General features: G+C 69.0%; 12 protein-coding genes. 2 read left to right on the top strand and 10 right to left on the bottom strand.

What is annotated here, in order from left to right; genetic code table 11:
* The first annotated feature begins 31 nt into the window (after nucleotides 1-31).
* Complete coding sequence (locus ACLARN_RS19505; protein WP_409492852.1) at nucleotides 32-2140, top strand: elongation factor G-like protein EF-G2; 2109 nt, start codon at nucleotides 32-34, stop codon at nucleotides 2138-2140.
* Here the strand turns inward: ACLARN_RS19505 and ACLARN_RS19500 are convergent.
* The 6 genes from ACLARN_RS19500 to ACLARN_RS19475 all read right to left on the bottom strand — a co-directional run bounded on the left by ACLARN_RS19500 (nucleotide 2137) and on the right by ACLARN_RS19475 (nucleotide 6456).
* Complete coding sequence (locus ACLARN_RS19500) at nucleotides 2137-2595, bottom strand: XdhC family protein (RefSeq protein WP_409492851.1); 459 nt, start codon at nucleotides 2593-2595, stop codon at nucleotides 2137-2139. The genes ACLARN_RS19505 and ACLARN_RS19500 overlap by 4 nt on opposite strands.
* A gap of 13 nt (nucleotides 2596-2608) precedes the next feature.
* Complete coding sequence (locus tag ACLARN_RS19495; protein ID WP_409492850.1) at nucleotides 2609-3091, bottom strand: NUDIX hydrolase; 483 nt, start codon at nucleotides 3089-3091, stop codon at nucleotides 2609-2611.
* On the bottom strand, nucleotides 3088-4233 hold the full coding sequence (locus tag ACLARN_RS19490; RefSeq protein ID WP_409492849.1) for a glycosyltransferase family 4 protein: 1146 nt from the start codon (nucleotides 4231-4233) through the stop codon (nucleotides 3088-3090). The genes ACLARN_RS19495 and ACLARN_RS19490 overlap by 4 nt, the downstream gene beginning before the upstream one ends.
* 22 nt (nucleotides 4234-4255) lie before the next feature.
* Complete coding sequence (locus ACLARN_RS19485) at nucleotides 4256-5173, bottom strand: phosphatidylinositol mannoside acyltransferase (RefSeq protein ID WP_409492848.1); 918 nt, start codon at nucleotides 5171-5173, stop codon at nucleotides 4256-4258.
* Entirely contained in the window at nucleotides 5170-5811 is a 642-nt protein-coding gene (gene pgsA, locus ACLARN_RS19480; RefSeq protein WP_037307085.1) for a phosphatidylinositol phosphate synthase, read from the bottom strand. Before pgsA ends, ACLARN_RS19485 begins: the two co-directional genes overlap by 4 nt.
* A 102-nt stretch (nucleotides 5812-5913) precedes the next feature.
* Complete coding sequence (locus ACLARN_RS19475) at nucleotides 5914-6456, bottom strand: MarR family winged helix-turn-helix transcriptional regulator (RefSeq protein WP_409492847.1); 543 nt, start codon at nucleotides 6454-6456, stop codon at nucleotides 5914-5916.
* A gap of 117 nt (nucleotides 6457-6573) precedes the next feature.
* On the opposite strand from ACLARN_RS19475, the gene ACLARN_RS19470 reads away from it, so the two are divergent.
* Nucleotides 6574-7116, top strand: a complete 543-nt coding sequence (locus tag ACLARN_RS19470; RefSeq protein ID WP_184891747.1) for a YceI family protein — start codon at nucleotides 6574-6576, stop codon at nucleotides 7114-7116.
* Between the two features lie 207 nt (nucleotides 7117-7323).
* On the opposite strand, the gene ACLARN_RS19465 is transcribed toward ACLARN_RS19470, so the two are convergent.
* The 4 genes from ACLARN_RS19465 to ACLARN_RS19450 all read right to left on the bottom strand — a co-directional run bounded on the left by ACLARN_RS19465 (nucleotide 7324) and on the right by ACLARN_RS19450 (nucleotide 12305).
* The gene (locus ACLARN_RS19465; protein ID WP_409492846.1) at nucleotides 7324-7860 is read right to left on the bottom strand and encodes an HIT family protein; all 537 of its coding nucleotides are present in this window, start codon (nucleotides 7858-7860) and stop codon (nucleotides 7324-7326) included.
* Entirely contained in the window at nucleotides 7857-9917 is a 2061-nt protein-coding gene (gene thrS, locus ACLARN_RS19460) for a threonine--tRNA ligase (RefSeq protein ID WP_409492845.1), read from the bottom strand. The genes ACLARN_RS19465 and thrS overlap by 4 nt, the downstream gene beginning before the upstream one ends.
* A gap of 138 nt (nucleotides 9918-10055) precedes the next feature.
* A complete protein-coding gene (locus ACLARN_RS19455) occupies nucleotides 10056-10670 on the bottom strand; it encodes a malonic semialdehyde reductase (protein WP_409492844.1) in 615 nt (204 codons plus the stop codon).
* Between the two features lie 108 nt (nucleotides 10671-10778).
* Nucleotides 10779-12305, bottom strand: a complete 1527-nt coding sequence (locus ACLARN_RS19450) for a sugar transferase (RefSeq protein WP_409492843.1) — start codon at nucleotides 12303-12305, stop codon at nucleotides 10779-10781.
* Nucleotides 12306-12373 lie beyond the last annotated feature (68 nt).

Raw genomic sequence — 12373 nt, 5'->3', positions numbered from 1 at the left:
GTTCGCGGCGTCGTGTGGTGAGGAGACCGGCATGGCCGACAAACAGAGCAAGAACGGGGACTCCGGGGCCGCCGTCGCTGTGGCCGACCCGGCGAAAGTGCGCAACGTCGTCCTGGTCGGCCCGTCCGGCTCCGGCAAGACGACGCTCGCCGAGGCACTGCTCGCCGCGTCCGGCACGGTGACGCGGGCGGGCTCCGTCGTGGAGGGCACCACGGTGTGCGACCACGACCCCGCCGCGGTCCGGCAACAGCGGTCGGTCGGCCTCTCGGTCGCGCCGGTGCTGCACCAGGACCACAAGATCAACCTCATCGACACCCCCGGATACGCCGATTTCGTCGGCGAACTGCGAGCCGGACTCCGTGCCGCGGACGCGGCGCTGTTCGTGGTCTGCGCCGCGGAGGGCGTCGACGCGGCCACGATCGCGGTCTGGGAGGAATGCGCGGCCGTCGGGATGCCGAGGGCGGTAGTCGTCTCCCGGCTCGACCACCACCGCGCCGACCCCGAAGGCGAGATCGCGGCCTGCCAGGCGGCTTTCGGTGCCGGCGTCCTGCCGCTGTACCTGCCCGCTCGCGACGGGCTCGTCGGGCTCATCACGCGCCGCTACTTCGACTATTCGGCAGGCTTCCCTCCCGCGGTCGGCGAGCCGGACGGGGACGAACTCGCCCGGGTGACCGAAGCCCGCAACGAACTGATCGAGGGGGTCATCGCCGAGAGCGAGGACGAGTCCCTGATGGACCGGTATCTCGCCGGTGAGGAGATCCCCGAGGACACCCTGATCGCCGATCTCGAAACCGCCGTCGCCCGCGGTTCCTTCCATCCGGTGATCCCGGTGTGCGCGACGACCGGTGTCGGGCTGGCCGAGGTCCTCGACGGGATCGTGCGCGCCTTCCCGTCGCCTCTGGAGCACGTCCCGCCGGAGGTCACCTCGCCCACCGGTGAACCGCGCGCGAGTCTCCGCGCCGATCCCGACGGCCCCCTCGCCGCCGAGGTGGTCCGGACCGCGGTCGATTCCTACGTGGGCCGGGTGTCGCTGGTGCGGGTGTTCTCCGGGACGCTTCGCCCGGAACGCCCGGTGCACGTCTCGGGCCACGGTCTGGCCGAACGCGGGCACGAGGATCACGACGCCGACGAGCGGGTCGCGCATCTGTACTCGCCGCTCGGCGTGAACCTGCGCGAAGTCCCGTACTGCGTCGCGGGCGATCTCTGCGCGCTCACCAAGGTCGGCTCGGCGGAAACGGGCGACACCGTCTCCTCACCAGAAGACCCGCTGATCATGAAACCGTGGACGATGCCGGAGCCGCTGCTGCCGGTCGCCGTCATCGCGAAGACCCGCAGCGACGAGGACACACTGGCGCGCAACCTTTCCCGGCTCGTCGCGGGCGACCCGACACTGCGGCTGGACCGCAACGCCGAGACCAACCAGCTCGTGCTGTGGTGCATGGGCGAGGCGCACGCCGACGTCGTGCTGTCGCGGCTGCGCGCGGGAGGCGCCGACGTGGACACCGAACCCGTCCGCATCAGTCTGCGTTCGACCTTCGCCGGGCCTGGTCGCGGTCACGGGCGGCACGTCAAGCAGTCCGGCGGGCACGGCCAGTTCGCCGTCTGCGACATCGAGGTCCAGCCGCTGCCGAGAGGTTCGGGGTTCGAGTTCGTGGACAAGGTCGTCGGCGGCTCGGTGCCGCACCAGTTCATCCCGAGTGTCGAAAAGGGCGTGCGGGCCCAAGCCCAGCGAGGGCTGCTCGACGGCCATCCGCTGATCGACATCCGGGTGACCCTCGTCGACGGCAAGGCGCACAGCGTCGACTCGTCGGACGCCGCGTTCCAGACGGCGGGTGCGCTGGCGCTGAAGGAGGCGGCAGCGGCCGGGAAGATCGCCTTGCTCGAACCACTCGAAGAGGTGGCGGTGCGGCTTCCGGACGAGCATCTGGGCACCGTCCTGGGTGACCTCTCGTCCCGGCGTGGCCGCGTTCTTGGCACCGAATCGGGTGAAGGCGGCCGCACGGTGATCCGCGCCGAAGTGCCCGCCGCGGAGCTACTGCGCTACGCGATCGACCTGCGTTCGCTGACCTCGGGCACGGCGACGTTCACGCGCAAGCACGCCCGCTTCGAGCCGATGCCGGAAGGAGCGGTGGCCCTTTAAAACTCAAAGCCGCCCGGACGCCCGTTCCGGTCGGCCAGCAGACCGGCCAGGGTGGCGACGGCGATCTCCGGCGGCGTACGCGAGCCGATGTTCAGCCCGACCGGACGATGCACCCGCGCGATTTCGGTGTCCGGAACGTCCAGCGCCTTGAGCGCGATGACGTGCGGGCCGGCGTGGCGCGGATTGCCCAGCACGCCGACCCACCGGGCCGGGTGGTCCAGCACGGCCTTGAGCACCTCGCCGAGTTCGGGCCGGTCGTGATCGGTGACGACCACGTCGGCGTCCGCTCCGAGTCCTGGCACCGTCGAGACGGCCTCGATGCCGTTTTCGACGTCTGTCGCCCGCGCGCCGTCCGGCTCGACCAGCACCGTCGTGTAGCCGAGATCCTTGCCGTAGCGCAGAAGGAACGACGCGACCGGCGTCGCGAACACCACAACCAGCACCCGCTCGCTCATGGGTTTCGTCCTCCTACAGGTCGGGCTCGGCGATTTCGAAGTACTCCGGGAGCCGGGCGGTACCGGCGAGGCCGAAGTAGCGGACCTTCCGGCGGCGGCGCAGATGCAGCGTGTCACGGACGGCGTCGTTGTGCACCCGCCGCGCGATGACGACGCGGTGTTCGGCGTCGTTCAGTTCCTCGGCCAAGGGGCGAGGCAACGCCGTCCGGTCGATCTGCGCCAGCCGCAGCGTCAGTTCGCTCTCCTCGGCTTCGCGATCCGGGCGCTCGGCGTGTTCGGCCCGTTCGGCCAGCGCGCGCAGTTCTTCGTCCGCCAGGATCACCGCGGCCGCCCTGGCGACGACGGCGCGGCGCGCGAGGGCGGCGTCGAGAGCCGCCCAGCCCGCGTCCGTGCGGACGTGCAGCCGGTCCAGCCGGTTCGCCGTCGCGAGCAGGAACAGCCCGCCCAGCACCACGATCGCGGCCAGCAGGCCGCCGAGCCACACCCAGGTCGTCATCGGCTGAACTCGCGTTCGCCCGCGCCGACCCGCCGGGGATCGGCGGCGATCGCCGTCTCGTACACCCGCAGGACCTGCGTGGTGACGACGGACCAGTCGAACATCGCGACCCGCTCCCCCGCGGCCGCCGCCAGCGACGCCCGCCGGGCCGGGTCGCCGAGCAGCTCACGCAACCCGTCGGCCAGCGCCACCGCGTCGCCGGTTTCGGTCAGCATCCCGGCCTTGCCGTCGTCGAGGACCCGGCGGAACGAATCCAGTCCGCTCGCCAGCACCGGGGTGCCTGCCGCCATCGCCTCGGTGAGGATCATCCCGAAACTTTCGCCGCCCGTGTTCGGCGCGCAGTAGACGTCGACGCTGCGCAGCGCCCGCGCCTTCGTCTCGTCGTCGACCTGGCCGAGCAGGTCGATATGCGACGCCAGTTCCGGCCCGGCGTCGCGCCGGAGCTGATCGGCGTCGCCGCGGCCGACGACCAGCATCCGCAGGTCCTCGAACTCCGGCAGCAGTATCCGCAACGCCTCCAGCAGCACGCCCATCCCCTTGCGGGACTCGGTGTACCGCCCGACGAACCCGACCGTGCCGCCCGCTCGCGGGTAGCCGTCCAGCGGGAGCGCGCGGGAGAAGAAGTCGACGTCGACGCCGTTGGGCACCTCGACCGCGTCACCGCCGGCGTGTTCGACCTGGACCCGGCGGGCCAGCGCCGACACCGCGATCCGCGCGGTGATCTTCTCCAGCAGCGGCCGCAGCACCGGCTGAAACGCCGCCAGGGTGCGCGAACGTGTCGTCGCGGTGTGGAAGGTCGCCACGATCGGGCCGTCCGCGACCTTCAGCGCCAGCAGGGAAAGACTCGGCGCGGCGGGCTCGTGCAGATGCAGGACGTCGAACTCGCCGTCGCGGATCCACCGCCGCACCCTGGCGTAGGACACCGGGCCGAACTGGAGCCGCGCGACCGATCCGTTGTACGGGATGCCGAGCGCCTTCCCTGCGGGGACGACGAAATCCGGGACGTCGGAGTCCTCGTCCGCGGGCGCGAGCACCGAGACCTCGTGTCCGCGCGCGAGAAGCGCCTTCGCGAGATCGATGACATGCCCCTGCACGCCGCCCGGCACGTCGAACGAGTACGGGCAGACGATCCCGATCTTCATGACCCGCGCCTGAGCCATCGGCTCAACTCGCTTCGCCGAGGTCGGCCTGTTCCCCGGCGTCGAAATCGGAGAGCCAGAACTTCTGCATCATGTGCCAGTCCGCCGGATGCGCGGCGATGTCACCGGCGAAGATGTCCGCCAGCGCCTGCGTGGCCGCCGGGACCTCGGACCGGTTCGTGACCCGGATCCGCGGGTGCAGCCGGATCTGCCAGCCGTCCTCGGTGAACCAGCAGCCCGCCGGGATCAGCGCGGCGCCGGTGGTGGCGGCCAGCCGGGCCGGGCCGCCGGGCATCCGGGTCTGCTCGCCGAAGAATTTGACCGGTACCCCGGAATTCGTCAGATCCCTGTCCCCCACCAGGCAGATGGCCTTGTTCTCCCGCAGCCGCTTGAGCAGCACGCGCATCGCGGAGCTGTCGCCGGTCAGCGGCACGATCTCGAAACCGAGGGATTCCCGATAGGACACGAACCGCTGGTACAGCGATTCGGGTTTCAGCCGCTCCGCGACCGTGGTGAAGCCGCCGAGGTAGTCCGCGAGCCAGACACCCGCCGCGTCCCAGTTCCCGCTGTGCGGCAGCGCCATCACCGCGCCGTTGCCCTCGGCGAGGGCGGCGTCGAGGTTCTCGACCCCGGTGATCGACTGGGCGACCTTGCGGCTGACCTCCTTGTGGTCCATCGAAGGCAGCCGGAACATCTCGTGCCAATAGCGAGCGTAGGACCGCATCGCGCGGTGGGTCAGTTCGTCGAGTTCGACACCATCGGCCTGCGGCACGACCCTGGCGAGATTGCTCCGGAGCTGGCGCACCCCGCCGCCGTCCCGCCGGACCGCGAGATCGGCGCCGAGCCCGAAGGTCATCGAGCCGACCTGCTCCGGCAGCCAGCGCGCGAGCCGCCAGCCCGCCGCGTAACCGAAGTCGCCGAGCCGCTGGGAGAACCCGCTCATGACCCGCCTTCCGTGGCGGGTGGCCCGGCCGCCTTGGCGGCCCTCGCCGCCTTGGCCACCGCGGCCGTGCGCTGCAGGAGGGTGATCACGGAAAGGACCGCGAGCAGCCAGAGGGTGATGTCCACGGTGTACGGAACGCCCAGACCGTGCAGTCCGGTTCCCACCAGGGCGATGATCAGCCGTTCCGCGCGTTCGACGAGCCCGCCGTCCGCCTCCAGCCCGGAGGCCTCGGCACGGGCCTTGACGTAGGAGATGACCTGCGCGAGCACCAGGCAGATCAGTGCGGCGGCCGCGGCGGGGCGATTGTCGTCGTGGACGAAGCACCACCACGCGATCGCGGCGAACAACGCGCCGTCGACCAGTCTGTCGCAGGTCGCGTCGAGGACGGCCCCGAACGCCGTACCGTACCCGCGGGCGCGGGCCATCGCGCCGTCGAGCAGGTCCAGCATCGCGAAGCCCCAGACGGTGAAGGTGCCCCACAGCAGCATGTCGTTGGGGAAGAACGCCAGCGCGCAGAGCACCGCCCCGGCCGTGCCGATGACGGTCATCGCGTTCGGGGTCAGACCGGCGCGCACGAGCACCTTCCCCATCGGGTCGGTGACGCGGGAAACGGAGGCGCGCGCGAAAATGTTGAGCATCGGTTCTTCAGGTGCACCTAAGCAGCAGGGTCGGATGGTGCCCGAAGCCTATCCACCCGCACCGACACCCGTCGTCGCGCCCGCCCCTGGACCGGCTTCCGCTCAGTCCGCTTTGGCCAGTTCGGCCGACTCTTCGATGTCGGCGAGAGAGTCTTCCCGCAGGGCGAGTTCCGCCTCCGCGGCGGCACATTTCGGCGACAACCGCTCCAGCAGGGCCGCGCTGATCTCCCCGAGCGCCTTCACCTGATCGGGAGTCAGCGGGTCGAAGAGGCTCTCGCGGACGGCCTCGACGTGGCCGGGCGCGGCCTTCTCCAGCGCGGCGAAACCCTCGGCGGTGAGCACCGCCCAGGAACCGCGTTTGTCGGTGGGACAGGACTCACGGCGCACCCAGCCGTTCGCCTCGAGCCGCGCGACAGCGTGCGAAAGCCTGCTGCGCGACGCCTTGCGCGCGCTGGCGAGTTCACTCATCCGCAGCTGACGGCCCGGCGCCTCCGACAGGGCGACGAGCACTTCGTAGTAGGTGTGGGGCATGCCCGCCTCGTGCTGGAGCTGGCCCTCCAGATGCGCTTGCAGCATCTGCGTGGCGGCGGAGAAGGCACGCCAGACTTTTTGCTCCTCGTCGGAGAGCCATCGGGGTTCGGACATGCAGCCCATACTACTCCTGGTTGAACGCTCAACCAAACTGCGCTACAGTAGCGGTTGAGCGCTCAACCAGCTGAGAGTTCACCACAGGCACACCACAGACTTTTGGAGATCCACTTCATGACCACCACCGAAATCCCGGGCTACGTCGCAGGCAAGTGGACGGTCGACACGGCCCACTCCGACATCGCCTACACCGTGAAGCACCTCGGCCTGGCGAAGTCCCGCGGCAACTTCACCGCCTTCACCGGCGAGGTCGTCACCGCCGACAACATCCTCGACTCCTCGGTCACCGTCGAGATCGACGCCTCGTCGGTCGCCAGCGGTGTCGACGGGCGTGACACGCACCTCAAGTCCGAGGACTTCTTCCACGTCGACGAGCACCCGGTCATCACCTTCCGCTCGACCGGCATCCGCGAGGACGGCGGCGACTACGTCATCGACGGCGAACTCACCTGGCGCGGCAAGAGCGTCCCGGTCTCGCTCGAGGCCGAGTTCAACGGCATCGGCACCAACCCGGCCAACGACAACGCCACCACCCTCGGCGTCTCGGCCACCGCCACCGTGAACCGCCGCGACTTCGGCATCGGCCCGGAGGGCAACGCCTTCCTGTCCGAGAAGGTCAAGATCGACATCGAGCTCCAGGCCGCGCTCAACGCCTGAGTCGCGCTTCGACCGGTGGGTCATGAGTGCCTGGACGCAAGTAGTCCTCTAGTTGCGGTAGTTGCGTGTGCAAGGACCGCAACCAGAGGACTACTTGCGACAGGCATCACGCACGACTCACTGCACCGATGACCCGGTGATGACGTGAAGGCCCCCTTCCTTGCGCCTAACGCAAGGAAGGGGGCCTTCACGTACTTGAGAGCCGACCTACCAGGCATCCGCCAGCAGCTGCCGCGTCTCCCCCAGCAGCTGCGGCAGCACCTTCGTGTGCCCGATCACCGGCATGAAGTTCGCGTCGCCGCCCCACCGCGGCACCACGTGCTGATGCAGATGCGCGGCGATCCCCGCGCCGGCGATCACGCCCTGGTTCATCCCGATGTTGAACCCGTGCGCCGAAGAAACCTCCCGGATCACCCGCATCGCGTGCTGGGTGAACTCGGCCACCTCGACGGTCTCCTCCGGCGTCAGGTCCGGGTAGTCCGCGACATGGCGGTACGGCACGGCCATCAGATGACCGGGGTTGTACGGGTACAGGTTCAGCACCGCATACACCGTCTTCCCGCGCGCGAGGATCAGCGCGTCCTCGTCACTCTTCTCGGGAAGACGACAGAACGGACAGCCCTCGTCGGGCTTCTTCGAGCCCTGCACGTAAGCGAGCCGGTGCGGGGTCCACAGGCGCTGCAAAGCGTCCGGAACCCCCACTCCGTCCTGTCCGACGACTTCAGGGCCATCGGGGCCCGTCACCGGAGGACCGTCTCCAAGCCCGCCACCGTCGGCGAGGAGTTCTCGCGACGCTGGACCCAGCCGGCGATCACCTCGACCGCGTCGGCCACCGGGACGCCGTTGATCTGGCCACCGTCGCGGAACCGGAACGACACCGCTCCCGCCTCGACGTCCTTCGCGCCCGCCAGGAGCATGAAGGGCACCTTCTGCGTGGTGTGGGTGCGGATCTTCTTCTGCATCCGGTCGTCGCTCGCGTCGACGTTGACCCGGATCCCCTTGGCCCGCAATGCCTTCTCGACCCCGCGCAGATGCTCGACCTGGTCCTCGGTGATCGGGATGCCGACCACCTGGACCGGCGACAGCCACGCCGGGAACGCGCCGGCGTAGTGCTCGGTCAGCACGCCGAAGAACCGCTCGATCGAGCCGAACAGCGCGCGGTGGATCATCACCGGGCGCTGACGGCTGCCGTCGCCGGCGGTGTACTCCAGCTCGAACTTCTCGGGCAGCATGAAGTCCAGCTGGATGGTCGACATCTGCCACGTGCGGCCCAGCGCGTCCTTGGCCTGCACGGAGATCTTCGGACCGTAGAACGCCGCGCCGCCCGGGTCCGGCACCAGTTCGAGCCCGGAGTCCACGGCGGCGGTGCGCAGCACCTCGGTCGCCTCGGCCCACACCTCTTCGGAGCCGATGTACTTCTCTTCGTTCCGAGTGGACAGTTCGAGGTAGAAGTCGTCGAGACCGTAGTCGCGCAACAGGTTCAGCACGAAGTCCAAAAGGGACTTCAGCTCACCGGGGACCTGCTCCAGGGTGCAGAAGATGTGCGCGTCGTCCTGCGTCATACCCCGGACGCGGGTGAGCCCGTGGATCACGCCGGACTTCTCGTAGCGGTACACCGAGCCGAACTCGAACATCCGCAGCGGCAGTTCCCGGTAGGAACGCCCGCGCGAGCGGAAGATCAGGTCGTGGAACGGGCAGTTCATCGGCTTGAGGTAGTAGTCCTGGCCCGGCTTGCGGACCGTACCGTCCTCGTTGTGCTCGGCGTCGAGGTGCATCGCCGGGTACATGCCGTCGCGATACCAGTCGAGGTGGCCGGAGGTCTCGAAGAGCGCGCCCTTGGTGATGTGCGGCGAGTAGACGAAGTCGTACCCGGCCTCGACGTGCCGCTGGCGTGAGTAGTTCTCCATCTCCTGCCGGATGATCCCGCCCTTGGGGTGGAACACGGGCAGCCCCGAGCCGATCTCGTCGGGGAAGGAGAACAGGTCCAGCTCGACGCCCAGCTTGCGGTGGTCGCGGCGTTCCGCCTCGGCGAGACGCTCCAGATAGACGTCCTGCGCCTCGGTGGATTCCCATGCGGTGCCGTAGATCCGCTGCAACTGCGGGTTCTTGTCGTCGCCGCGCCAGTACGCCGCGGCGACCCGGGTGAGCTTGAACGCCGGGATGAACTTGGTGGTCGGCACGTGCGGCCCGCGGCAGAGGTCGCTCCACACGCGCTCCTTGGTGCGCGGGTCGAGGTTGTCGTAGATGGTCAGCTCGCCGCCGCCGACCTCCATCACCTCGGTGGTGTCCACATCGGACTTGATGTCGACCAGTTCGAGCTTGAACGGCTCGTCCGCCAGTTCCTTCTTGGCCTCGTCGACCGAGTCGAAGACGCGGCGGGAGAACTGCTGCGAGCCCTTGACGATCTGCTTCATGCGCTTTTCCAGCGCCTGCAGGTCTTCCGGGGTGAACGGGGTGTCGACGGCGAAGTCGTAGTAGAAGCCGTCCTTGACCGGCGGGCCGATGCCGAGCTTGGCCTGCGGGAACTGCTGCTGCACGGCCTGGGCGAGCACGTGGGCGGCCGAGTGACGAATCACGCTGCGGCCGTCTTCGGTGCTGGCGGCGACGGCCTCGACCTCGACCTCGGACTCCGGCGCCCAGGACAGATCACGGAGGTTGCCCTCGGTGTCACGCACGACGACGATCGTGTCCGGCCCCTTGGTCGGCAGCCCCGCCTCTCGGACCGCGGTGCCCGCCGTAGTGCCCGCCGGTACCACCACGCGCGGGGCGGTTGCGGCTGCTACTGACGACGGCTGGGACACGATGGACTCCTCGCGGTGAAAGCGGATGGTTCCCGTGATGTTAGTCGTCACGTGCGGCGCGGCTCACGCGCATTACCCCTAACACGACGAAGGCCTCCTTCCCGTTGGAAGAAGGCCTTCGCGTGTCGAGCGGCGAGGTCAGACGGTCTCGACGACCTCGTCGAAGTCCAGCCGCGGCAGGCGGTCGAACCAGGGGTTCTCGCCCGGCTTGCCGACGTTGATCACGACGAGGGACTTCCACGGCTTGTCCGCGAAGAACTCCTTGTCGATGCCTTCGCGGTCGAAGCCGGTCATCGGGCCGGCGGCCAGTCCGGCGGCGCGGACGCCGATGATGAAATAGCCGACCTGCAGCAGCGCGTTGAGCTTGGCGACCTCGGTGCGGCCCGCCTCGTCGGCGAACAGGTCCTTCGCGCCGGGGAAGTGCGGGAACACGCGCGGGAGGTTCTCGTGGAACTCGGTGTCGGCGGCCAGCACGACGGTCACCGGCGCGGCCTCGGTCTTGGCGCGGTTGCCCTCGGACAGCAGCGGGGAGAGGCGCTTCTTGCCCTCTTCGGTGCGGATCACCAGCGCGCGCAGCGGCTGGTTGTTCATCGACGTCGGGGCCCACTTGACCAGTTCGTAGATCGCGCGGATCTGCTCGTCGGTCACCGGCTCGTCACTGAAGTTGTTCGCGGTGCGGGCTTCGCGGAACAGCAGGTCCTGCACGTCCTGCGGGAGGTTCAGGGTTTCGGCCGACTCAACGCTGGTGGTCATGGGTGGATCTTCCTTCCGTACGCGTCCTGTACCCGTCCCAACCTAGTTGAGCGCTGAACTATTTCTCGTTCAACTATCGCTATGTGTGGGACCGGTCACAGGAACGCGTCAGTAGGCTCCTCGCCCCTGCACCACGGCGCGGAAGGTCTTCCAGAGGATCACCAGGTCAAGGGCGAGCGACCAGTCCTCGACGTAGCGCAGGTCGAGGCGGATGCTCTCGGCCCAGCTGAGGTCGCTGCGGCCGCTGACCTGCCAGAGCCCGGTCAGCCCAGGCTTCACCAGCAGACGGCGGCGCGCGTCGGGGGCGTACTTCGCGGTCTCCTCCGGCAACGGCGGACGAGGACCGACGAGGGACATGCGGCCGCTCACGACGTTGAGCAACTGCGGCAGTTCGTCGAGCGAGTACCGGCGAAGCATGCCGCCGACCCGTGTGATCCGCGGATCCTTGCGCATTTTGAACAGCGGTCCCGCGCCTTCGTTGTCCGACTGGAGTTCCTGCTTGAGCTTGTCGGCGTTGGTGACCATGGTGCGGAACTTCAGCATCGTGAAGGTGTGGCCGTCGCGGCCGACGCGACGCTGCCGGTAGATCACCGGACCGCGGTCGTCGAGCTTGATCGCGACCGCGATCGCCAGCAACAGCGGGGAAATGAGGGTGAGGAGCAGGGCGGAGCCGAACCTGTCGAGCGCTTCCTTGACCAGACGGCGGCCACCGGTGAACATCGGCGCACTGACGCGCAGCAGCGGCATGCCGAGCACGCCGGAGACGTTCAGCCGGGGGCCGGCCACCTCCATCAGCATCGGGGCGACCACCATCTCGGCGGAGGTGCCTTCAAGGTCCCAGGCGAGCCGTTGCAGGCGTTTCGGGTTCCAGTGCTGGTCGGCGGTCACGGCGACCACGCGGTAGCCGCCACGGCGGACATGGCCCGCGAGGTCGTCGAGCTTCCCGACGACCGGAACGCCTTCCACCTCACCGCTCCCCCGCTCCGCACCGGCACCGGAGTACGTGCAGACCGCTTCCACCCGCCAGCCGACGTGAGGGTCGGCCTTGGTGCGGGCGATGAGATCGGCGACCGTGTCGGCGCTGCCGGCCGCGAGCACCGGCAGCAGGCATTCACCGAGCCGTCTGCGCCGGTGCAGCACCTGTCTCAGCGCGTACCGCTGCAGGAACATGAAGACCGAGATCATCGGGACGACGATGAAGACCCACGGCTGCACGGCGAGCGCGCCGAAGAGCAGGCCGCCCAGCGCGACGAGGACCGCGGTGGCCACCAGACCCCGCCCCAGCGTCCGGTACTCCTCCGCGCCTTCGCCCAGCACGCGCGGACTCCAGGCGCGACAGACCGACAACCCGAACAGGAAGGCCGCCGCGGTACCGAGTGCGTGCATGTCGTGCGGATCGGATCGATCGATCAAGAAGGCGCTCATCACGATGAGCGCGAAGGCGGTGAAAACGTCACTACCGATGACCCAGGCGCGGTAGCGCGATTCCCAGGCCGCGTATGGCGGCCGCGCCGACGTCGTGTCGACCGCCGCGGCGATGCCCGCACCCCTTTGCGGGGGAAGCGGGATCGACTGAAGGTCGATGTGCTGCGGCGTCCCGTTAACGGTGGACGACGGCCGCACCGACTCTTCCATCAGACCTCCCGGAGTGGGGATTCCCGAACGCCGGACCAACACGCTGAGTAAATGAGAGCGATTTCGAA

The organism is Amycolatopsis sp. cmx-11-12 (assembly GCF_046269425.1).
Classification (GTDB): Bacteria; Actinomycetota; Actinomycetes; order Mycobacteriales; family Pseudonocardiaceae; genus Amycolatopsis.
Note: the sequence above shows the minus strand (reverse complement) of the source record. Positions and strands in the feature narration are given on the sequence as shown.